This window comes from Achromobacter sp. AONIH1, assembly GCF_002902905.1.
Classification (GTDB): Bacteria; Pseudomonadota; Gammaproteobacteria; order Burkholderiales; family Burkholderiaceae_B; genus Achromobacter.
This window is the reverse complement of record NZ_CP026124.1, coordinates 3,866,283-3,886,535: the sequence shown is the minus strand read 5'-3', so window position 1 is coordinate 3,886,535 and position 20,253 is coordinate 3,866,283. Positions and strand designations below refer to the sequence as shown.

Sequence of the window (20,253 nt, the reverse complement as noted above, 5' to 3'; positions counted from 1 at the left end):
GAAAACGGGCCGGCCCCTCGCGGGGTCGGCCCGTTGCTTTTGCTGCCTAGCCGCCAGCCGGCCCGCGGATCAGCCGCCGGCGGCTTGCGCCGGTTGCGCCGCGCCCGCCGCCGAGGCGGTGCGCTCGGTCCAGCCGCCGCCCAGCGCCTTGTACAGGTTCACCAGGTTGGACAGACGCGCGCGGCGCGTGTCCACCAGAGACTGCTGGGCGCTGTACAGCGAACGCTGCGAATCCAGCACGCTCAGGTAGTTGTCGATACCCTGGCGGAAGCGCTGGTCGGACACATCGTAGGCGCGCTGGCTGGCGTCCACCAGCAGGCGCTGCGCCTGGATCTGCTCGTCCAGCGTGCCGCGCCCGGCCAGCGCGTCGGCCACTTCGCGAAAGCCCGACTGGATCGCCTTTTCGTACTGCGCGATCTGCACGTTCTTCTGCACATGGGCCAGGTCCAGTCCGGCCAGCAGCGAGCCGCCGGCGAAGATCGGCACCGTGATCTGCGGCGTGAAGCTCCAGGCCCCCGAACCGCCATCGAACAGGCCGCCCAGGCTGGAGCTGGCCGTGCCCGCCGTGCCGGTCAGGCTGATGGTCGGGAAGAAGGCCGCGCGCGCCGCGCCGATGTTGGCGTTGGCGCCCTTGAGCTGGTGCTCGGCCGCGCGGATGTCCGGGCGGCGCGCCAGCAGGTCGGACGGCAGCCCGGCCGGCAAGGCGGTGGGCAGCATGCCGTCGTCCAGCCTCACGGCCTGGTCCAGCGCCGCCGACAGGTCGTCAGGCAGCGGCTGGCCCGCCAGCAGCACCAGCGCATTGCGGTCCTGCGCGGCCTGGCGCGTGTACTGCGACAAGTTGCGTTCGGCGGTGCGCAGGCCGACCTCGGCCTGGCTCAGGTCCAGCGCGGTCGACAGGCCGATGTCGTAGCTCTGCTGCGTCAGCTTGAACGAATCCTGCTGGCTCTTGAGCGTGTCGCGCGTCAGCGCCAGCAGCTCCTGGTCGGCGCGCAGCGTCAGGTAGGCGTTGGCGACTTCGGCGACCAGCGACAGCTGCGTGGCCGTGCGCGTCTCGTCCAGCGCCAGATACGACTCCAGCGCCTTGTCGCTCAGGCTGCGGATGCGGCCGAACAGGTCCAGCTCCCAGGTCGACAGCGCGGCGCCCACCTGGTAGTTGTGGCTGGTGGTGGCCTCGCCGCTGGGCGTCAGGCTGCCCGGCGTGCGCTGCGCGGTTTCCTTGCCGGCCAGGCCGACGCTGGGCATCAGGTTGGAACGCTGAATGCGGTATTGCGCGCGCGCGGCCTCGACGTTCAGCGCCGCCACGCGCAGGTCGCGGTTGTTGGCCAGCGACATCTCGATCAGCCGCTGCAACAGCGGGTCGGTGAAGAAGTCGCGCCAGCCGACGTCGGCCGTGGCCACGCCGGGGGGGTTGACCGCGTCGGGCTTGTAGGCCGCGCCGGCCGGATAGGCGGCGCTGACCGGCGCGTCCGGGCGCTCGTAGGTCGGGGCCAGCGAGCAGCCCGCCAGGGCCGCCGCCAGGGATACGGACAACAGGGTTCTCATCGGAATCATCATTGCGCAGGTCCCTCCGCCGCGACGTCGGTTTCGTGCTTGTCGCGCTGTTCGCTCATGCGCTTGACCTTGAACAGCTTGAGCATGACCACGAAGAAGGTGGGAACGAAGAAAATGGCCAGGAAGGTGGCGGTCAGCATGCCGCCGATCACGCCGGTGCCGATGGCGTTCTGGCTGCCCGAGCCCGCGCCCGAGGAAATCGCCAGGGGCACCACGCCCAGGATGAAGGCCAGCGAAGTCATCAGGATGGGCCGCAGGCGCTGGCGCGCGGCATGGATGGCCGACTCGATCAGCCCCGCCCCCGACTCGTAGTGCTCCTTGGCGAATTCCACGATCAGGATCGCGTTCTTCGCCGCCAGGCCCACGGTGGTCAGCAGCCCCACCTGGAAGTACACGTCGTTGGACAGCCCGCGCAGCAAGGTCGCGGCCAGCGCCCCGATGATGCCCAGCGGCACCACCAGCATCACCGCCGACGGGATCGACCAGCTCTCATACAGCGCGGCCAGGCACAGGAACACCACAATCAGCGAGATCGCGTAGAGCGCCGGCGCCTGCGCGCCCGACAAGCGCTCTTCGAACGACATGCCGGTCCATTCGTAGCCCACGCCGGTCGGCAGCTGCGCGGCCAGGCGCTCCATCTCCTGCATGGCGGCGCCCGAGCTGTAGCCCGGCGCGGCCTGGCCCTGGATGTTGAAGGACGGCGAGCCGTTGTAGCGGTTCAGCTTCTGCGGGCCGTAGGTCCAGCTGGCAGACGAGAAGGCCGAGAACGGAACCATGTCGCCGTTCTTGTTGCGCACGTACCATTTCTCCAGGTCCTCGGGCAGCATGCGCGCGGATGCGTCGCCCTGCACGAACACCTTTTTCACGCGACCGCGGTCGATGAAGTCGTTGACGTAGGACGAACCCCAGGCGGTGGCCAGCGTGCTGTTGATGTCGGACACCGCCACGCCCAGCGCGCGCGCCTTCTCGCGGTCGATGTCGAGCTGGTACTGCGGCGCGTCCTCGATGCCGTTCGGGCGCACGCCCTGCAGCACCGGGCTCTTGGCCGCGGCGCCCAGCAGCTGGTTGCGCGCGGCCAGCAGCTTCTCGTGGCCCACGCCGGCGCGGTCCATCAACATGAAGTCGAAGCCGGTCACGTTGCCCAGCTCCATCACCGAGGGCGGCGGCACCACGAACAGCATGGCGTCGCGCACGGTCTTGCGGAAGTGGGCGTTGGCGCGCGCGGCCACGGCGCGGGCCTTCAGGCTGGCGGCGCCGCGTTCGTCCCAGTCGCGCAGCTTGATGAACAGGATGGACGCGTTCTGGCCACGGCCGCCGAAGTTGAAGCCGTTGACGGCGAACACCGAGGTGACAGCGTCCTTCTCTTCTTCCAGCAGGTACTTGGTGGCCTCGTCGATGACAGCCTTGGTGCGCTCGGCGGTGGCGCCCGACGGCGTCTGGATCTGGGCGAAGAGAATGCCCTGGTCCTCATCCGGCAGGAACGCGGTCGGGATGCGCGTGAACATCCAGGCCATGGCGATGACGATGGCCAGATAGACCAGCATCAGCCGCTTGCCACGGTTCAGCACGCGCGACACCGTGTTGGCATAGCCCTCGGTGCTGCGGTCGAACGTACGGTTGAACCAGCCGAAGAAACCGCGCTTGGCGCCATGATGGCCCTTGGGAATCGGCTTGAGCATGGTGGCGCACAGCGCCGGCGTGAAGACGATGGCCACGATCACCGACAGCACCATGGACGAGACGATGGTGATCGAGAACTGGCGGTAGATCACGCCCGTCGAACCGCCGAAGAAGGCCATGGGAATGAACACGGCGGCCAGCACCATGGCGATGCCGATCAGCGCGCCCGTGATCTGGGTCATGGACTTGCGCGTGGCCTGCTTGGGCGTCAGCCCTTCCTCGGCCATCACCCGCTCGACGTTCTCCACCACCACGATGGCGTCGTCCACCAGCAGGCCGATGGCCAGCACCATGCCGAACATGGTCAGCGTGTTGATGGAATAGCCGAAGGCCGCCAGCACGCCGAAGGTGCCCAGCAGCACCACCGGCACCGCCAGCGTCGGAATGATGGTGGCGCGGAAGTTCTGCAGGAACAGATACATCACCAGGAAGACCAGCACGATGGCCTCGGCCAGCGTCTTGAACACTTCCTCGATCGACAGGCTGACGAACGGGGTCGTGTCATACGGATAGACCACGTCCATGCCCGGCGGGAAGAACGGCTTCAGGCTGTTGATGGTGTCGCGCACCGCCTGCGCCGTGTCCAGCGCATTGGCGCCCGGCGCCAGCTTGACCGCCAGGCCCGAGGCCGGCTTGCCGTTGAAGTAGCTGTCGATGGCGTAGGTCTGGCCGCCCAGCTCGATGCTGGCCACGTTGGCCAGGCGCACCTGCGAGCCGTCCTGATTGACCTTCAGCAGGATGCGGCCGAAGTCTTCCGGCTTCTGCAGGCGCGACGGTCCGATGATGGTGGCGTTGAGCTGCTGGCCGCGCACGGCCGGCAGGCCGCCCAGCTGGCCGGACGACACCTGGACGTTCTGCTCCTTGATGGCGTTGACCACATCGGTGGTGGTCAGGCCGTAGTTGATGAGCTTGTCCGGATTCAGCCAGATGCGCATCGCGTACTGCGAGCCGAACAGCTGGAAGTCACCAACGCCTTGCGTGCGGCTGATCGGATCCTGCACATAGGACGCCACGTAGTCCGCCAGATCGTCCTTGGTCATGGTGCCGTCGGTGGAGACGAAACCCGCCACGATCAGGAAGTTCTTGGTGGCCTTGGTGACGCGGATGCCCTGCTGCTGCACTTCCTGCGGCAGCAGCGGCTGCGCCAGCGACAGCTTGTTCTGCACCTGCACCTGCGCGGTGTCGGGGTTGGTGCCCTGACGGAAGGTCAGCGTGATGGACATGCTGCCGTCGGAGTTGCTTTCCGACGAGATGTACTCCAGCCCGTCCAGGCCGTTCATCTGCTGCTCGATCACCTGCACCACGGTGTCCTGCACCGTCTGCGCCGAGGCGCCGGGATAGGTCACCGCGATGCCGATGGCCGGCGGCGCGATGTTGGGGTACTGCGAGACCGGCAGCTTCAGGATGGAAAGCGCGCCGGCCATCATCAGCACGATCGCGATCACCCAGGCGAATACCGGCCTGTCGATAAAAAACTTTGCCATGCGTGGCTCCCTGACTTACTGCTTCTTCGCGTCGGCGGCCGCTGGCGGCTGCTGCGCCGTCTGCGGCTTGGCGCCGGCCTCGGTGGCCACGACCTCGACGCCGGGACGCACCATCTGCAGACCCTCGACGATCACCTTGTCGCCCGCCGCCAGCCCCGAGCTGACCAGCCACTGGTCGCCCACGGCGCGGTCGGTCTTCAAGGTGCGCAGTTCGACCTTGTTCTCGGCGTTGACCACCATCGCCGTCGGCTCGCCGCGCTGGTTGCGCGTCACGCCGCGCTGCGGCACCAGCAGGCCCTGGCTGGCCACGCCGTCGACCAGGCGGGCGCGCACGAACATGCCCGGCAGCAGCCGGCGGTCAGGATTGGGGAACACCGCCCGCAGCGTGACCGAACCCGTGCCCGGATCCACCGTGACTTCCGAGAACTGCAGCTTGCCCTGCTGCTTGTACTGCGTGCCGTCTTCCAGCGTCAGCGTGACCACCGCGGACTGCTCGCCGTCGGCGCGGGTCAGCTGGCCGCTGGCCAGCGCTTCCTGCAGGCGCAGCAGTTGCACGCTGGACTGCGTCACGTCGACGTACATCGGATCGATCTGCTGCACGGCGGCCAGCGCGGCGGCCTGATTGGCGGTCACCAGCGCGCCCTCGGTCACCGAGGAGCGGCCAATGATGCCGTCGATGGGCGACAGCACCTTGGTGTAGACCAGGTTGATGCGCGCCGTGTCCAGCGCGGCCTTGGCCGACAGCACATCGGCGGCCGCCTGGTCGCGCGAGGCGACGGCGTTGTCATAGGTCTGCTGGCTGACGGCGCGCGTGGCCACCAGCGGCTTGTAGCGTTCGACCAGCAGCGCGGCGGTCTTCTGCTGCGCCTGGGCGCGCGCCAGGGCGGCCTTCTGGCTGTCCAGCGTGGCCTGGTACAAGGCGGGATCGATCTGGTAGAGCTGCTGCCCGGCCTTGACGTCGCCGCCTTCGGTGTACAGCCGCTTCTGCACGATGCCGTTGACCTGCGGCCGGACCTCGGCCACGCGGAACGGCGAGGTGCGGCCCGGCAGCTCGGTGGTCAGGGAAACCGCCTTGGTGGACAGGGTCACGACCGAAACCTGCGGCTTGCCCGCCTGGGGCGCGTCCTGCTTCTTGCCGCAAGCGGCCAGGGTGAGGGCCGATGCCGTCAGCGCGACGACCGCCGCGCCGCGCCACATAGCGCTTTTCTTGTTCATACGTTCAGTTCCCAATCACGATAAAAGTTGCCCCCCGACCGGCCGCGCGGACTGACGCGCGACGCAACGGCGGAAGACGGCCTTGCCCGGAAGCGCCGAGCGTACCTCGCCCGGACGGCTTGTGTACGGCCCGCCCGCTCTACATTTTGGAAAACAACAGCTCTGGGTCCACGCGGCGCGCGGATCGGGTAGCGGTTCGGGGAAATGGTGGACTCGGACGGTCAGGCAGGGCGTTGCTGCAATGCAGAACTCGCATTCTGCGTTATCCCGCACGAGAAACAAAGAGCAATCAAGAGAAAACATCATTCCATCTGTGGGACAATCTTACGACTCCCTCTATGACAAAATTCCGCCATGAAACGTTTACAAGGCATGGAGCTCTTCGTCGAAGTGGCCAAGACGCATAGTTTCAGCCGCGCCGCCGCCAGCCTGGGCATCCCCAAGTCGACTTTGTCTCGCCAGGTGGCCGAACTCGAACGCTCCGTGGGGCTGCGCCTGCTCAGCCGCACCACGCGCAAGGTCGAACTGACCGACGCCGGCCGCCTGTACTTCGAACGCTGCCAACTGATCGTGGCCGAGGCCCAGATCGCCCATGAAGAATTGCAGAAGCTGGTCGACACCCCGGTCGGCCCGCTGCGGGTCAACATGCCCGCCGACTTCGGCACGGACTTCCTGGCCGAATCGTTCATGGAATTCTCCCTGCGCTATCCGGACGTCACCTTCTATCTCGACCTCGCCAACCCGGACCACGCGCAGCGCGTGTTCCAGACCTGCGACGTGTCCATCGAGATCGGCGAACTGCCCGACTCGACGCAGATCGCGCGCCTGCTGGGCATGCTGCCGGCCTATCTGTACGCGTCGCGCGAGTACCTGGAAAAACACGGGGAGCCCAAGCATCCCAGCGACCTCACCCGCCACGAGTGCATCGAGTTCCGCGCGGAAGGCGCCGGCCGCGTCACGCGCTGGCCGCTGAACAACGGCGACCAGCACATCGAGTTCACGCCCGGCAACCGCTTTTCGGTCAACGGCGTCGCCATGGCGCGCCGGCTGGCGATGCTGGGCGCGGGCATCGCGGTGCTGGTCGGCGGCCAGCGCGAGGAACAGCGTTCGGGCCAGCTGTTGCGGGTGCTGCCCGACTGGCAGCTGGGGCCCTTCCCCGTCTATGCGGTCACCGAGACCAGGCTCCTGCCCGCCAAGACCCGGATCTTCATCGAATTCCTGATGGAGCGCCTGGGTAGCGGGCCAACGAAGGATAGCGCCGCTTTCATGAAATGACGGCGCGCTGGAAACAGACTGAAAAATCTGTGTGCGGATAAGGCCCGGGGCGGCGCCCGGACCGGGACGGGGCAGACCTAGAAGCGCTCGTCCTCGCGCAGATAGCGCCACTGCCCCAGCGGCAGGTCGCCCAGCGCCACGCGGCCGATGCGCACGCGCTTCAGGCCCACCACCTTGAGGCCGACCAGCTCGCACATGCGGCGGATCTGACGCTTCTTGCCCTCGCGCAGCACGAAGCGCAGCTGGTCGCTGTTCTGCCAGCGCACCTGGGCCGGCCGCAGGGCCTTGCCGTCCAGCGACAGGCCGTGATTCAACAGTTCGAGGCCGCGATCCGACAGGCTGCCCTGCACGCGCACCAGGTATTCCTTGTCGACCTCGGAATCCTCGCCGATCAGCTGCTTGGCGATGCGACCGTCCTGCGTCAGCACCAGCAGGCCCTGGGAATCGATGTCCAGCCGGCCGGCCACGGCCAGGCCGTCCAGATGGCCGCGCTCGAAGCGCTGCGGCGCGCGGTCGGCGGCGAAGCGCGAACGCGCGTCGATCAGCGCCACGGCCGGGGTATAGCCCTTCTCGGCCTGGCCGGACACATAGCCCACCGGCTTGTTGATCAGTATCGTGACGCGCGAGGTCTGGCGCGCCTGCGCGGCGCGTTCCAGCGTGATGACCTGGTCGGGAAACGCGCGGGCGCCCAGTTCGGACACCACCACGCCGTCGACGCGGACCCAGCCGCGCTCGATATAACCATCGGCCTCGCGGCGCGAACAGAGCCCACGCTCGGACATGAGCTTGGAGATGCGTACTTTTTCCATGGCCGCCATTGTATGCCCAGCCCCGCCGCCGCCCGGCCTGCGGCATCACGCCGCAAGGGCCCGGGCGCGGCTCTTGGCATAATACGCAGCCATGATCCTTCCCGCAGCATTCCGCCCTCCTCTCGCCGCCGGCTGGCTGGCCAGCGCGCCGCCCGCCCTCACCCCCGCCCAGCGCCACTGGCTGTTCCGTCCTGGCGCCCTGACCGCCGGACTGCGCCAGGTGGGCCAGGTGCGGCTGCGGGTGCTGGCCGAGTACGCCGACGGCGCGCCGCAGGATGAAGCGCGCGCCATGCGCATCGCGCCCGGCGCGCCGGTCTGGATCCGCGAAGTGCTGATGTCCGTCGACGGCGTGGACAGCGTGCCGGCCCGCAGCCTGACGCCGCTGGCCGCCTCGCACGGCGCCTGGCAGGGCATGCGGCGCCTGCGCACGCGGCCGCTGGCCGACATGCTTTATCACGATCGCACGGTCATCCGCTCGCCTTTCGCCTGCCGCCGGCTGGCCTCGCCCGTGCCCTTTCACGCCACCGCCATCGGCGCGCTGCCGCCCGACGCGCGCGAACTCGATGCCGCCCGCATCTGGGCGCGCCGCTCGGTGTTCTGGCGTCAGGGCCGGCCGCTGCTGGTGGCGGAGTGCTTCCTGCCCGCCTTCTGGCAACTGGTCGCCGGCAAGCCCGTGCCGCCGCTCATGCCGCACCAGCGCACGCCGCGCTGAGGCCCGCCTCAACGCGCCGGCCTTGCGGCGGGCGTCGCGGTCGGCCTCGTGTCCACCGCCAGGCACAGCAGCCCCGTCAGCAAGGCCAGGCCCACATGCGCCATGTACAGCGGATCGAAATCCGCGTGGCTCAGCGCACCCTTGCCCAACAGCAGCACCGTGATCGCCACGCCCAGCACGGCGCCGATCTGGCGCGTGGCCTGATTGACGGCGCTGCCCACCGCATAATGCTGCGCCGGCAGCCGGCTGACGGCCGCGCCGGCCAGCGAAGGCAGCACCATGCCCACGCTCAGGCCGCTCAGCACCAGGCCCGGCAACCAGGCGCCCAGATAGTCAGGCTCCGCGCCCGGCACCAGCAGGAACCACAGCCCGGCCACCGCGTACAGCAAGGCGCCGCCGACCAGGAACGGCCGATGCCCCATGCGCGCGGCCAGCCTGCCGGTCACGATGGCGGTGGGCATGACCAGCAACGGCCCCGGCGTCACCGCCAGCCCGGCCTTGGGCAGGCTGTAGTGCCAGACGCCCATCATGTAGAAGAAGAAGGCGAAGAACATCATCGCGAAGGCGATGCCGAAGCTCAGCGTCGCCAGGTTCGCGTAGCGATAGCTACGGTGCTGGAACAGCGCCAGATCCACCAGCGGCTGCGGCGCGACGCGGGCCCAGGCCACGAAGGCGGCCAGCGCGCCCGCGCCGACGGCGGCGGCAACCCATAGCTCGCCGGCCGACCAGGCCGGCGACTCCGACTGCACGATGGCCAGCGCCACCGCGCCCACGCCCAGGATCAAGAGGGCCATGCCCACCCCGTCCAGGCGCCGCCGCGACTCGGGCCGCACCGATTCCTGCAGCAGGCGCGCGCCGCGCCACAGCGACAGCGCGCCCAGCGGCACGTTGATGTAGAAGGCCCAGGGCCAGCCCGCCGCGTCCACCACGAAAGCGCCCAGGCTGGGGCCGACCGCCGCCGCCAGCCCCGCCACCGCGCCCCACAGGCTCACGGCCACGGTGCGCTGCGCGACCGGAAAGGCGGCCAGCACGATGGACAGCGACGCCGGCGTCAGCAAGGCCGCGCCGACCGCCTGCGCCACGCGCGCGCCCACCAGCCAGCCCACGCCGCCGGCCAGGCCGCAGGCCGCCGATGCCGCCAGGAACAGGGCCACGCCGGTCAGGAACATGCGCTTGCGGCCATAGGCGTCGGCCAGCCCGCCGGAAGGGATCAGCATGGCGGCATAGACCACGGTGTAGCCGTTCAGCACCCACGACATATCGGCCGCCGAGGCCTGGGGAAAGCCTGCTCGCAGCGCGCCGAAGGCGGCGTACAGCAAAGTGGCGTCCAGCGACACCAGGAAGACCGCGACGCTGGCGATCCAGAAGACCGGCCAGGGAGACCCCGCGAATTCCGCCGAAGACGGCGCGGGCGTATGAACCGAGGAAGACATGATTGAACGGATTCCAGGAAAACCGCGCCTTGCGGGGCGGGCGTTGCGCTTCACGCGCGGAAAAATATGATGATCATCATATTCAGGAATAAGAAAATGGCCGCGCACGGCGGCCGCGACTTGCATCCCATCAATGCGGCGCGCGTTCACCCTCCGGTTCGTAGCGCGACAGCAGCGCCTGGCTCGCCTCGGCCAGCACCGCCCGCCCCTCGGCGTTGTCGCCCAATGCGCGTGCCAGTTGCAAGGCGCCCACCAGGGTGCTGGTCACGGCCGTCGCCGCGCCGGGCCGGGCATCGGCCGGCAGGAAACGCCGCACCAGATTCATCAGCCCGCGCACCCGGCCCGCGCCGGACTCGCGCAGCTCCGGCGACTGGCGCGGCATTTCGGACACCAGCGACGACACCGGGCAGCCGCCCTCGCAGCCGCCCAGATGCGCTTCCGACAGATAGGTCTCGACCAGCGCGCGCAGCGGGCTGGCGCCCTGCTCGCGCCATTGTTCCATCCGCTGCATCAGGCGCGCGGCGCCATCCTGCCCGGCGCGCTCGACCGCCTCGACCAGCATCGCGTCGCGCGACGGAAAGTGCGCGTAGAAGCCACCGTGGGTCAGCCCCGCTTCCTTCATGATGTCAGCCACGCCCACGCCGGCGTAGCCCTCGCGGCGCACGGCGCGCGCGGCGACCTCGACGATGCGCTCGTGGGTCTGCTCTTTGCGGGGAGTGGAACGGGACATGGCGGCGACAGTAAATATGATGATCATCATATTAATGAGCCGCGACATCGGCGCGCAAGCATTTTTTATTCGTGCCGTCCTCCGCAAGGCGGAATGGGCTTGCGCAATATAATTCACCACACAACGTTTTCACCGCCAGACCCACCCCCGGCGAGCCTCGCGCCCGCCCCACTCTGAGAGATGGTTCATGACTGAAGCGCAGCAAACGGAATTACTGTTTTCTTACGGCACCCTGCAGCAGGAAAGCGTGCAGCTGTCGACCTTCGGCCGCCCCCTGGGCGGCGAGAACGACGCCATGATCGGCTACCGCCTGGACATGGTCGAGATCACCGATCCCGAGGTGCTGCGCGCCAGCGGTCAGAAATTCCATCCCATCGTGTCGCCCACCGGCATGCCCGCCGACGAGGTCGCCGGTCAGGTCTTTCGCATCACGCCCGCCGAGCTGGCGGCCGCCGACGACTATGAAGTCTCGGACTACAAGCGCGTGCTCGCGCCGTTGAAGTCGGGGAAGAAAGCCTGGGTGTACGTGCGCGCGCAATAGCGCGTTGCTCGCATTCTTGCTAGTGGGAGCCAGCGGCCAGCTGCCGCCTCCCTCGCTCGGCGATATCTGCCACGTCGAAGGTCGTGACCCGCCCGGCCGCCATATCAGCCAACCCCTTGGCGATATCCGCTTCCAGAGATGCCGACTTGATGGACACAGACTCGCGCCGACATGCCCATTCGCGCAGCGCCTCCCGCACGACTTCGCCAATCGAGGCGTAGCCCATGTCTTGCGCCGCCAGCCTGATTTCAGCAAGCAGCACCGGGGGCAAGGCAACGGTCAATCGTTTCTGATCTGCACTCATGCCTGCTCCCGTTTCACGAATCAACGCCAGGTTTCCGGCTCGATCGTAGCCTCGCCCTTGTCGGCCGAGAAATAAACGATGCCGTCAGAGATATTGACGTTGACCTGCATCGTGCGCTCGGCCAGCTGCGCCAGCGCGCGGCTCTGTTCGGACGGCAGGTTGACGATCTTCAGGTTGCGGGCGCGTTCCAGCTTGTTGCGCACGCCGTCCCACCAGATCTTGCTGGCCGAGCCGCCATAGCAATAGACGATGACCTGCTCGGCGCGGCCGCAGGCGCGCAGGATGCGGCGTTCCTCGGGCTGGCCGACTTCGATCCACAGCTTGACCGCGCCGGTCAGGTCCTTTTCCCAGAGGTCCGGCTCGTCGGTATCGCTCAGTCCCTTGGTGAAGGCAAGCTCCTCGCTGGCGTGCAGCGCGAACGCGACCAGGCGCACCATCATGCGCTCGTCGGTCTCGGACGGATGGCGGGCCACGGTCAGGCCGTGCGTGCCGTAATAGTGGCGGTCGGTGTCGGCCACGTTGAGGTCGGCCTTGTAGATGGTGGCGCGCAGGGCCATGATGGAATTCCGGAAGTGAACGCGTATCGCGAAACCCGCCATGATACCGCCAGCCGCCTTCCCCTGCCGCGCCCCGGCGCGCGGCGCTACACTGCGTTCAGGCCGCGCCCGGCCCGTGTCCCATTGCAGTCGCGGACGCAGCGCCGATGACCATCGCGACCGCCCCTCATCGCAAGCCCTACTGTCGCCCGCCCACCCGCGAACCCCGCCATGACCGCCACCGCCGCCCTGCTCGCCTTCACCCTGGCCGCTGCCATCCTCACCGTCACGCCAGGCCTGGACAACGCCCTGGTGCTGCGCACCGCCGCGGTCGAGGGCGGACGGCGCGCGCTGCTGGCCGGACTGGGCATCAGCACCGGCTGCCTGGCCTGGGGCGCGGCGGCCGCGTTCGGGCTCGGATCGCTGCTGGCCGTGTCCACCTTCGCCTACGACGTGCTGCGCATCGCCGCGGCCGCCTATCTGTTCTACCTGGGCGCGCGACTGCTGTGGAACACCTGGCCCGGATGCCGCCAGGCAGGCCAGGCCGGCGGCTCCGCGCTGCTGGCGGCGGAACTGTCCGCCCGTCCCGCCTCCGGCGGCGCCGGCTGGTTCATGCGCGGCTGCCTGACCAACGCGCTCAATCCCAAGATCGGCGTGTTCTACGTCACCTTCCTGCCGCAATTCATCCCCGCCGGCGCCGACGTGATGCGCTTCAGCCTGCTGCTGGCCGCCGTGCATGCCGTGCTCGGCATGCTGTGGTTCGGCCTGCTGGTCGCGGCCACGCGCCCGCTGGCGCGCTGGCTGTCGCGCCCGGCCGTCATGCGCGGGCTGGACCGGATGACGGGCGCGGTGTTCATCGCGTTCGGGCTGAAGCTGGCGCTGGAGAAACGCTGAGCAGGAAGCTCTCGATGGCGGCCGCCAGCGCCAGCGGCGTTTCGTTCATCGGATAGTGGCCGGCGTTCTCCAGCACTTCCACGCTGGCCAGCGGATAACGGCGCGCATAGGTGTCGGCCATCAGGGCGGCGTTGAACACGGGATCATGTCGACCCACCAGCGCCTTCAGCGGATGCCTGCCGTCGATCGCATCGCTGAAATCCGTGTCGGCCCAGGCGTGAAAATAGGCGGCGAAGGCCGCTGGCATCGAGCGTGCCGCCGAATACGCCGCCTTCCACGCCACCCACGATGCCGGCAGGCGCCCGCCGGTGCTGCGGTCGATGATGGTCCGGCGCTGTTCCACCTGCACAGCCGCGCCCTCAAACAAGGCCCGTCGCGCCGCATCCATCCGTATCCCGCCGCAGGGAACGGGCGCGACGGCGACCAGCGCGCGCACGCGCTCGGGCGCGAGCGCGGCGATCCGCTCGATCGCCATGCCGCCCATCGAATGCCCGATCAGGCTGAACGACGCGAACCCCAGCTCGTCCGCCAGCGCGAGCGCGTCCGTGGCGATTTCGTCGATCGTGTAGTCGCCCGGCGCGTCCCGCATGCCGCCATAGCCCCGGTAATCCATGAACACATAGCTGAACGCGCCGCCGTCCAGCCAGGCTTCGATCGGCTCGAAGGCATGCGCATCGCCAAACCAGCCGGGCAGGACCAGGACGGGATGGGGGCCATTGCCCACGCGGTGAAAAGTGTTTGCCATACGGACTCCATGATGATCGCGCCGCCCTGGCGCCCGGCCGCAACGCGGGCCTGGCACTGAACGGCAACATAAAAACCCATCGTAGAAGCGCGCGCGACGGCCCGCCTTCGATGGCGGGCCAATCGCTATAGAATCCGGGCCATGCGCAATACCCTGCTCGATCCCTACGAACACCTGCCGCGCAGCGTGGTCGTCACCGCCAACGACTATCCCGCCGGCTCGACCTTTCCCGCGCACACGCATCTGCGCGGCCAGTTCGCCTATGCCTCGCGCGGCGCCATCAGCGTGGCGACGCCGCAAGGCCGCTGGCTGGTGCCGCCGCAACGGGCCTGCTGGCTGCCGGCGGACATGGCGCATGAGATGACGATGAACGGGCCGGTCACGATGCTCAACGCCTTCATCGCCCCGCCTGCCGCGCAAGCCGCGCGCCTGCCGGACCATTGCTGCGTCCATGGGGTGTCGCCCTTGCTGCGCCTGCTGCTGGATCAGGCGGTCGACCTGCCAGCCCTGTACGACGTCGAGGGGCGCGACGGCAAGCTGATGGCGCTGCTGATCGCGGAAATCGCGGCCATGCCGCGCCTGCACCTGCACGCGCCGCTGCCCGAAGACCCGCGCCTGGCGCGCGCCTGTCTGCGCCTGTTCGCCGCGCCCTCGATCGGCGCGAGCCTGGACGAGATGGCGGCCGACGCCGGCATGAGCCGGCGCACTTTCACCCGGCTGTTCCGCGCGCAGACCGGCGCCAGCTTCGCCGCGTGGCGGCAGCAGGTCTGCCTGCAGGCGGCGATCGCGCGCCTGACACAGGGACAGTCCGTGACCCGCGTGGCGCTGGACCTGGGCTATGCCAGCCCCAGCGCCTTTGCCTCGGCGTTCCGCCGCGTCCTGGGCGCGACGCCTAGCGCCTATCTCGACATCGGATAGCGCTCAGTACACCCCGATAGGGTGCCGCGCCACGTAGTGCCCCTCGCCCACCTGCGCCAGCGGCTGGACCAGCGGATCGTCGCCCAGCTTGCGCATCGGGCTGGGAATCTCGTCCACCAGCAATGAGCGCTCGCGGTGGCGGCGCGCGGGATCGGCGATCGGCACGGCCGCCATCAGCTTCTTCGTGTACGGATGCTGCGGGTTCTCGAAGATCGCGCGGCGCGGGCCGATCTCGACGATCTGGCCCAGGTACATCACCGCCACGCGATGGCTGACGCGCTCGACCACCGCCATGTCATGCGAGATGAACAGGAAGGACACGCCCAGCTCGCGCTGCAGGTCCAGCAGCAGGTTCACGATCTGCGCCTGGATCGACACGTCCAGCGCCGACACCGATTCGTCGGCGATCACCACCTTGGGGTTCAGCGCCAGCGCGCGCGCGATGCAGATGCGCTGGCGCTGGCCGCCGGAGAACTCGTGCGGATAGCGGTCGATCATCTCGGGCAGCAGGCCGCACTTGTCCATCAGCCAGCGCACCCGCTCCTCGGCCGCCTTGCCGCGCGCCACGCCGTGGATCAGCAGCGGCTCCATGATGGAGTAGCCGACCGTCATGCGCGGATCCAGCGAGGCGAAGGGGTCCTGGAAGATGAACTGGATGTGCTGGCGCAGCGTCTGCATGGCGCTGCCGCGCAGCGCGCCGATGTTCTTGCCGTCGAATTCAATGGTGCCGGCCCGGCTCTTGACCAGCTGCAGCAGCGAACGGCCGGTGGTGGTCTTGCCGCAGCCGGACTCGCCCACCAGCGACAGCGTCTCGCCGGGGTACAGGTCGAAACTGACCTTCTCGACCGCGTGCACGCGCTTCTGCACCCGGCCCAGGATGCCGCCGGTGATGTCGAAAGTGGTGGTAAGGTCGCGCACCTTCAGCACCGGGCCGTTCTCGCGCCGCACGGTCGAGGGCTGGGCGACAGGGGCCGGGGCTGGAGCCGACGCTTGCGGCGCGCCCTTGACCGCGTCGTCCACGCGCAGCAGCGGAAATGGCGCGGGCTCGTCCGTGCCGTGCATGGCCCCCAGGCGCGGCACCGCCGACAGCAGCGCGCGCGTGTAGGCGTGCTGCGGCCGGGCGAAGACCGCGTCCGAACCGCCCTCCTCAACCTTGTCGCCGCGATACATGACCAGCACCCGGTCGGCCACCTCGGCCACCACGCCCATGTCGTGCGTGATGAAGATCACGCCCATGTCCATTTCCTCCTGCAGCTGCCGGATCAACTGCAGGATCTGGGCCTGGATGGTCACGTCCAGCGCGGTGGTGGGCTCGTCGGCGATCAGCAGCTGCGGCTTGCAGGACAGCGCCATGGCGATCATCACGCGCTGGCGCATGCCGCCGGACAGCTGGTGCGGATAACGGTCCAGGATGGCGCGGGCCTCGGGGATGCGCACGCGTTCGAGCATGCGCAGCGTCTCGGCGCGCGCCGCCGCCGCGTCCAGGCCCTGGTGCAGCCGCAGCGCCTCGGCGATCTGGTTGCCGGCCGTGAAGCTGGGGTTCAACGAGGTCATCGGCTCCTGGAAGATCATTGCCACGTCGGCGCCGCGCACGCGCTGCAGCGTCGCGTCGGACGCCGCCACCAGGTCCAGCACCTCGCCGCTGCGCCGGCGCAGCAGCATGCCGCCGTTGACGATGCGCCCGCCGCCGTACTCCACCAGCCGCATCAGCGCCAGCGACGTCACCGACTTGCCCGAGCCCGACTCGCCGACGATGGCCAGCGTCTCGCCCCGGTCCACATGGAACGACACGTTGCGCACCGCTTCCACGACGCGGTCCGGGGTCTTGAAGCGCACGGTCAGGTCATTGACCTGGACCACGCGTTTGGAATCCATTGTTGCCATGATGATTACTTTTCCTGGCGCGGATCCAGCGCGTCGCGCAGCCCGTCGCCCAGCAGGTTGAAGCCCAGCACCACCAGGAAGATGGCCGATCCGGGGAAGATCGACATCCACGGCGCCTGGGTCATGAAGTTCTTGGCGGTGTTCAGCATCGAGCCCCAGGACGGGTTCGGCGGCTGCAGGCCCAGGCCCAGGAACGACAGGCTGGCCTCGGCGATGATGGCCGTGGCGATGGTGATGGTGGCCTGCACGATCAGCGGCGGCATGACGTTGGGGAACACGTGGCGCGCGATGATGCGCAGGTCCGACGCGCCCAGCGCGCGGGCGCTCTGCACATAGTCCTCGCTCTTGACCGCCAGCACCTGCCCGCGCGTCAGGCGGATGAACTTGGGCGCGGCCGACACGCCGATGGCGATCATGGCGTTCATCAGGCTGGGCCCCAGGAAGGCGGCCAGCGCGATCGCCAGGATCAGGAAGGGAATGGCCAGCAGCGCCTCGGTGGCGCGCGAGATGCAGCTGTCGGTCCAGCCGCCGAAATAGCCGGCGGCCAGGCCGAACGGCACGCCCACGGCCAGCGCGATCAGCACCGACACCAGGCCGGCCATGAGCGAGGCGCGCGCGCCATAGACCATGCGGCTGAAGATGTCGCGGCCCAGCTCGTCCGTGCCCAGCCAGTATTGCGCCGACGGCGCCTTGCGGATGGTGGTGAAGCTGGTCTGGAAGGGATCGTGGTTGGCCACCAGCGGCGCCAGCAGGGCCAGCGCCACGAAGAACAGCACGATGGCCAGGCCCAGCATGGCGATGTGATTGCGCTTGAACTTGCCCCAGGCGCGGTTGCGGCTGCGCGGCGGCGCGGCGGCGGCGGGATTTGCGGAAATGGCGCTCATGCGTGCCTCAGGCGGGGATTGACCAGGATGTACAGGATGTCGGCCAGCAGGTTCATCAGGATGAAGCCCACCGCCACGCACAGCACCACGCCCTGCACCACGGCGTAGTCGCGCGTGAACACGGCATCCACCACCAGCTTGCCGAAGCCCGGGATGGTGAAGACCTGCTCGGTCAGCACGGCGCCGGCCAGCAGCTCGCCGAACAGCAGCGTCACCAGCGTGACGATGGGCATGAGCGCGTTGCGCAGCGCGTGCCGCAGCACCACGCTGCGCGCCGGCACGCCCTTGGCGCGGGCCGTGCGCACGTAGTCGGCCGACAGCGCTTCCAGCATGGCCGAGCGCGTGTGCCGCATCAGGTAGGCGGCGATGGCCGTGGACAGCACCAGCGCCGGCATCAGCATGGTCTTGATCGACAGCCAGAAATCCTCGGCCGGCGACACATAGCCCGAGGCCGGCAGCAGCTTCCACTGCACCGACACCACCATGATGAGGATGATGCCCAGCCAGAAGTTGGGAATGGACATGCCCGACAGCGCCGCGATGTTGGCGCCCATCTCGACGGGCTTGCCCTTGCGCACCGCGGCCACGATGCCCATCGGAATGCCGACCAGCAGCGCGAAGAGCATGGCCATGGCCGCCAGTTGCAGCGTGACCGGCAGCTTCTGGCCGATCAGCGTGGTGACGGGCACGTCGGTGCGCAGCGACTTGCCCAGGTCGCCCTGCAGCACCTGGCCGGCCCAGGCCGCGTACTGCATGGGCAGCGGGTCGTTGAGCCGGTATTTGTCGCGCAGGTAATCGAGCACGGCCGGGTCGCGCTCCTCGCCGGCCAGGGTCAGTACGGGATCGCCGGGCAGGATCTTCTGCAACATGAACACGATCATCGACACCAGTATCAGTGTCGGGATCGCAACCAGCACGCGGCGCAATATGAGTTTGAGCATGGGAAAAACCGTAAGGGCAAGACGGCGGACGGAACCGGGCCGCGACAGCCTGGCGCGCGTCCGCCGGGAACAGCGGCCGGCGCCAGGGACGGCGCCGGAACGGGCGGCGGCGCCTGGCCGCCACCCGCTACATCATCAAGACAGGGATCGCGACGCCCCCTACTTCTGCGCGAAGGTCACGCCCTTCAGGCGGATCATGCCGTCCGGATAGGGCACGAAACCCTTGACCTTCCTGGCCAGCGCGAAGGGCCAGGGCTGGTAGTAGTTGTACACGCCCGGCAGCTCGTCCTGGATGATGGCCTGGGCCTGGTCGTAGATGGCGCGGCGCTTGGCCTCGTCCGGCACGGTGCGGGCCTCGTTGAGCAGCTTGTCGACTTCCGCGTTGCAGTAGTGACCGTCGTTCAGCGCGCCCTTGCAGGTGACGAAAGCGTGGATGTTGCCGTCCGGATCGACGCGGCCGGACCAACCCAGCATCACCACCTGGAAATTGCCGCCGGCCGATTCCTTTTGCAGCGCGGCGTACTCGGTCGGGCGCAGCGACAGGTCGAAACCGGCCTCGGACGCCATGGCCTGCACCATCTCGGCGACCGACGAGGTGGTGGTGTTGTTGCCGAACATGACTTCGGCCTTCACGCGCTCGAAGCCCGCCTGCTTGAGCAGCGCGCGGGCCTTGGCCACGTCGCGCTGGGTCGGCGGGAACTTGTCGCTGTGATAGGGACTGGCGGGCGGGAACGGCTGCTGCGCCGGCTCGAAGATGCCGCCGCCGGCCACTTCGTTGATGGCGTTGCGGTCAATCGCGTACTGGAAGGCCTGGCGCACCAGCTTGTTCTTGAACGGATTGTCCTCGGCGCGCTTGCCGTTGGCCACGTTGAACATGAACTGCTGGAAGCCCAGGCCCGCCACTGGCGCGAAGGTCAGGCTGGCGTCGGTCTTGACCTGGGGCACGTCGGACGGGTTCAGGCGCTCGAGCAGGTCCAGGTCGCCGGCGCGCAGGTTGGACAGGCGCACGGTGGTGTCCGGGATCGGCAGGAAGGTCAGGCGCTTGAAGGCGTAGTCCTTGGCGTCGTAATACTGGTCGAACTTGTCCAGCACGATGCGGTCGTTCTGGATGCGTTCGACGAACTTGTACGGGCCGGAGCAGACCGGCTTGCGGCCCACGGCGGCCACGTCGTCGCCGAAGGTCTTGGGCGACAGCATCATGCCGGCGCGGTCGGACAGCTGGGCCAGCAGCGTCGCGTCGGGCTGCTTGAGCGTCAGCACCAGCGTGGCGGCGTCCGGCGCCTCGACCTTGGCCACCGAGCCCAGCTCGCCCCTGCGCAGGCTGTCCGGCAGGGTCATGGCGCGGTCCAGGTTGGCCTTGGCGGCGGCGGCGTCGAACTTGCTGCCATCATGGAACAGCGCGTCCTCGCGCAGCTTGAAGGTCAGCGTCTTGTTGTCTTCGCTGAACGTCCACGAGGTGGCCAGCTGCGGCACGAAATGCAGTTTGGGATCGATGTCGATGAGCTTGTCGCACAGCGAGGTGAAGACGATGCGGCCCACATAGGTGCGGGCGCGGTGCGGATCCAGCACGTCCGGATCCTCCTGCAGGCCGATGCGCAGGTTCTGCGCGCTGGCGGCGCAGGCGCCCAGCGCCAGGAGGCCGGCGCCGAAGGTCAAGGCAAAGCGTTTCATCGTGGTATTTCCCCTTGTATGTGCAATGCGCCGGCCCGGTGTCCCC

Annotated in this window: 18 protein-coding genes; 5 read left to right on the top strand and 13 right to left on the bottom strand. The window is 68.5% G+C overall.

The window, feature by feature from the left end:
• Nucleotides 1-69 precede the first annotated feature (69 nt).
• From adeC to C2U31_RS17835, 3 genes are read right to left on the bottom strand one after another with little or no spacing between them, the layout of a single operon-like run.
• On the bottom strand, nucleotides 70-1,554 hold the full coding sequence (adeC, locus tag C2U31_RS17845) for an AdeC/AdeK/OprM family multidrug efflux complex outer membrane factor (RefSeq protein WP_369869675.1): 1,485 nt from the start codon (nucleotides 1,552-1,554) through the stop codon (nucleotides 70-72).
• Nucleotides 1,551-4,715, bottom strand: a complete 3,165-nt coding sequence (locus C2U31_RS17840) for an efflux RND transporter permease subunit (protein WP_103273988.1) — start codon at nucleotides 4,713-4,715, stop codon at nucleotides 1,551-1,553. Before C2U31_RS17840 ends, adeC begins: the two co-directional genes overlap by 4 nt.
• A 15-nt stretch (nucleotides 4,716-4,730) precedes the next feature.
• Nucleotides 4,731-5,930 carry an efflux RND transporter periplasmic adaptor subunit gene (locus C2U31_RS17835; protein ID WP_369869674.1) on the bottom strand — a complete coding sequence of 400 codons (1,200 nt, stop codon included), beginning with the start codon at nucleotides 5,928-5,930 and terminating at the stop codon, nucleotides 4,731-4,733.
• Between the two features lie 372 nt (nucleotides 5,931-6,302).
• Here C2U31_RS17835 and C2U31_RS17830 point away from each other — a divergent pair, with 372 nt between their 5' ends.
• Complete coding sequence (locus tag C2U31_RS17830; RefSeq protein WP_103273986.1) at nucleotides 6,303-7,205, top strand: LysR family transcriptional regulator; 903 nt, start codon at nucleotides 6,303-6,305, stop codon at nucleotides 7,203-7,205.
• Nucleotides 7,206-7,282: 77 nt separating this feature from the next.
• Here the strand turns inward: C2U31_RS17830 and C2U31_RS17825 are convergent, their stop codons facing one another.
• Complete coding sequence (locus C2U31_RS17825; protein WP_103276430.1) at nucleotides 7,283-8,014, bottom strand: pseudouridine synthase; 732 nt, start codon at nucleotides 8,012-8,014, stop codon at nucleotides 7,283-7,285.
• Between the two features lie 91 nt (nucleotides 8,015-8,105).
• Between C2U31_RS17825 and C2U31_RS17820 the strand changes: the two genes are divergently transcribed.
• Nucleotides 8,106-8,726, top strand: a complete 621-nt coding sequence (locus tag C2U31_RS17820) for a chorismate lyase (protein WP_103273985.1) — start codon at nucleotides 8,106-8,108, stop codon at nucleotides 8,724-8,726.
• Between the two features lie 8 nt (nucleotides 8,727-8,734).
• Here the strand turns inward: C2U31_RS17820 and C2U31_RS17815 are convergent, their stop codons facing one another.
• Both C2U31_RS17815 and C2U31_RS17810 read right to left on the bottom strand, forming a co-directional pair.
• Complete coding sequence (locus C2U31_RS17815; protein ID WP_103273984.1) at nucleotides 8,735-10,159, bottom strand: MFS transporter; 1,425 nt, start codon at nucleotides 10,157-10,159, stop codon at nucleotides 8,735-8,737.
• A gap of 130 nt (nucleotides 10,160-10,289) precedes the next feature.
• Nucleotides 10,290-10,919, bottom strand: coding sequence for a TetR/AcrR family transcriptional regulator (locus C2U31_RS17810; RefSeq protein ID WP_233772411.1), 630 nt, complete (start codon nucleotides 10,917-10,919; stop codon nucleotides 10,290-10,292).
• A 157-nt stretch (nucleotides 10,920-11,076) separates the two neighbouring features.
• Here C2U31_RS17810 and C2U31_RS17805 point away from each other — a divergent pair, with 157 nt between their 5' ends.
• The gene (locus tag C2U31_RS17805; protein ID WP_103273982.1) at nucleotides 11,077-11,430 is read left to right on the top strand and encodes a gamma-glutamylcyclotransferase family protein; all 354 of its coding nucleotides are present in this window, start codon (nucleotides 11,077-11,079) and stop codon (nucleotides 11,428-11,430) included.
• 19 nt (nucleotides 11,431-11,449) lie between these two features.
• On the opposite strand, the gene C2U31_RS17800 is transcribed toward C2U31_RS17805, so the two are convergent.
• Together C2U31_RS17800 and C2U31_RS17795 are read right to left on the bottom strand one after the other, a co-directional pair.
• Nucleotides 11,450-11,734, bottom strand: a complete 285-nt coding sequence (locus C2U31_RS17800; RefSeq protein WP_103273981.1) for a type II toxin-antitoxin system ParD family antitoxin — start codon at nucleotides 11,732-11,734, stop codon at nucleotides 11,450-11,452.
• Between the two features lie 20 nt (nucleotides 11,735-11,754).
• Nucleotides 11,755-12,291 carry a YaeQ family protein gene (locus tag C2U31_RS17795; RefSeq protein ID WP_103273980.1) on the bottom strand — a complete coding sequence of 179 codons (537 nt, stop codon included), beginning with the start codon at nucleotides 12,289-12,291 and terminating at the stop codon, nucleotides 11,755-11,757.
• A 210-nt stretch (nucleotides 12,292-12,501) separates the two neighbouring features.
• On the opposite strand from C2U31_RS17795, the gene C2U31_RS17790 reads away from it, so the two are divergent.
• Entirely contained in the window at nucleotides 12,502-13,164 is a 663-nt protein-coding gene (locus C2U31_RS17790; RefSeq protein ID WP_103273979.1) for a LysE family translocator, read from the top strand.
• On the opposite strand, the gene C2U31_RS17785 is transcribed toward C2U31_RS17790, so the two are convergent.
• A complete protein-coding gene (locus C2U31_RS17785; RefSeq protein ID WP_103273978.1) occupies nucleotides 13,124-13,909 on the bottom strand; it encodes an alpha/beta fold hydrolase in 786 nt (261 codons plus the stop codon). The genes C2U31_RS17790 and C2U31_RS17785 overlap by 41 nt on opposite strands.
• A gap of 141 nt (nucleotides 13,910-14,050) precedes the next feature.
• Here C2U31_RS17785 and C2U31_RS17780 point away from each other — a divergent pair, with 141 nt between their 5' ends.
• Complete coding sequence (locus tag C2U31_RS17780) at nucleotides 14,051-14,827, top strand: helix-turn-helix domain-containing protein (RefSeq protein ID WP_103273977.1); 777 nt, start codon at nucleotides 14,051-14,053, stop codon at nucleotides 14,825-14,827.
• Between the two features lie 3 nt (nucleotides 14,828-14,830).
• Here C2U31_RS17780 and C2U31_RS17775 read toward each other — a convergent pair whose 3' ends face one another.
• The 4 genes from C2U31_RS17775 to C2U31_RS17760 form a co-directional block, all read right to left on the bottom strand.
• On the bottom strand, nucleotides 14,831-16,702 hold the full coding sequence (locus C2U31_RS17775) for a dipeptide ABC transporter ATP-binding protein (RefSeq protein ID WP_103273976.1): 1,872 nt from the start codon (nucleotides 16,700-16,702) through the stop codon (nucleotides 14,831-14,833).
• A 14-nt stretch (nucleotides 16,703-16,716) separates the two neighbouring features.
• Nucleotides 16,717-17,595 (bottom strand): ABC transporter permease, encoded by an 879-nt coding sequence (locus C2U31_RS17770; protein WP_103273975.1) that lies wholly within the window; start codon nucleotides 17,593-17,595, stop codon nucleotides 16,717-16,719.
• Entirely contained in the window at nucleotides 17,592-18,536 is a 945-nt protein-coding gene (locus C2U31_RS17765) for an ABC transporter permease (protein WP_103273974.1), read from the bottom strand. The genes C2U31_RS17770 and C2U31_RS17765 overlap by 4 nt, the downstream gene beginning before the upstream one ends.
• 159 nt (nucleotides 18,537-18,695) lie before the next feature.
• Nucleotides 18,696-20,207 (bottom strand): ABC transporter substrate-binding protein, encoded by a 1,512-nt coding sequence (locus C2U31_RS17760; protein WP_103273973.1) that lies wholly within the window; start codon nucleotides 20,205-20,207, stop codon nucleotides 18,696-18,698.
• Nucleotides 20,208-20,253: the final 46 nt, after the last annotated feature.

What these genes read in the sequence shown, in the direction of transcription:
- adeC (WP_369869675.1), bottom strand. Translation starts at nt 1,554, where the DNA reads ATGATGATTCCGATGAGAACCCTGTTGTCCGTATCCCTGGCGGCGGCC.
- C2U31_RS17840 (WP_103273988.1), bottom strand. Translation starts at nt 4,715, where the DNA reads ATGGCAAAGTTTTTTATCGACAGGCCGGTATTCGCCTGGGTGATCGCG.
- C2U31_RS17835 (WP_369869674.1), bottom strand. Translation starts at nt 5,930, where the DNA reads ATGAACAAGAAAAGCGCTATGTGGCGCGGCGCGGCGGTCGTCGCGCTG.
- C2U31_RS17830 (WP_103273986.1), top strand. Translation starts at nt 6,303, where the DNA reads ATGGAGCTCTTCGTCGAAGTGGCCAAGACGCATAGTTTCAGCCGCGCC.
- C2U31_RS17825 (WP_103276430.1), bottom strand. Translation starts at nt 8,014, where the DNA reads ATGGAAAAAGTACGCATCTCCAAGCTCATGTCCGAGCGTGGGCTCTGT.
- C2U31_RS17820 (WP_103273985.1), top strand. Translation starts at nt 8,106, where the DNA reads ATGATCCTTCCCGCAGCATTCCGCCCTCCTCTCGCCGCCGGCTGGCTG.
- C2U31_RS17815 (WP_103273984.1), bottom strand. Translation starts at nt 10,159, where the DNA reads ATGTCTTCCTCGGTTCATACGCCCGCGCCGTCTTCGGCGGAATTCGCG.
- C2U31_RS17810 (WP_233772411.1), bottom strand. Translation starts at nt 10,919, where the DNA reads ATGATGATCATCATATTTACTGTCGCCGCCATGTCCCGTTCCACTCCC.
- C2U31_RS17805 (WP_103273982.1), top strand. Translation starts at nt 11,077, where the DNA reads ATGACTGAAGCGCAGCAAACGGAATTACTGTTTTCTTACGGCACCCTG.
- C2U31_RS17800 (WP_103273981.1), bottom strand. Translation starts at nt 11,734, where the DNA reads ATGAGTGCAGATCAGAAACGATTGACCGTTGCCTTGCCCCCGGTGCTG.
- C2U31_RS17795 (WP_103273980.1), bottom strand. Translation starts at nt 12,291, where the DNA reads ATGGCCCTGCGCGCCACCATCTACAAGGCCGACCTCAACGTGGCCGAC.
- C2U31_RS17790 (WP_103273979.1), top strand. Translation starts at nt 12,502, where the DNA reads ATGACCGCCACCGCCGCCCTGCTCGCCTTCACCCTGGCCGCTGCCATC.
- C2U31_RS17785 (WP_103273978.1), bottom strand. Translation starts at nt 13,909, where the DNA reads ATGGCAAACACTTTTCACCGCGTGGGCAATGGCCCCCATCCCGTCCTG.
- C2U31_RS17780 (WP_103273977.1), top strand. Translation starts at nt 14,051, where the DNA reads ATGCGCAATACCCTGCTCGATCCCTACGAACACCTGCCGCGCAGCGTG.
- C2U31_RS17775 (WP_103273976.1), bottom strand. Translation starts at nt 16,702, where the DNA reads ATGGATTCCAAACGCGTGGTCCAGGTCAATGACCTGACCGTGCGCTTC.
- C2U31_RS17770 (WP_103273975.1), bottom strand. Translation starts at nt 17,595, where the DNA reads ATGAGCGCCATTTCCGCAAATCCCGCCGCCGCCGCGCCGCCGCGCAGC.
- C2U31_RS17765 (WP_103273974.1), bottom strand. Translation starts at nt 18,536, where the DNA reads ATGCTCAAACTCATATTGCGCCGCGTGCTGGTTGCGATCCCGACACTG.
- C2U31_RS17760 (WP_103273973.1), bottom strand. Translation starts at nt 20,207, where the DNA reads ATGAAACGCTTTGCCTTGACCTTCGGCGCCGGCCTCCTGGCGCTGGGC.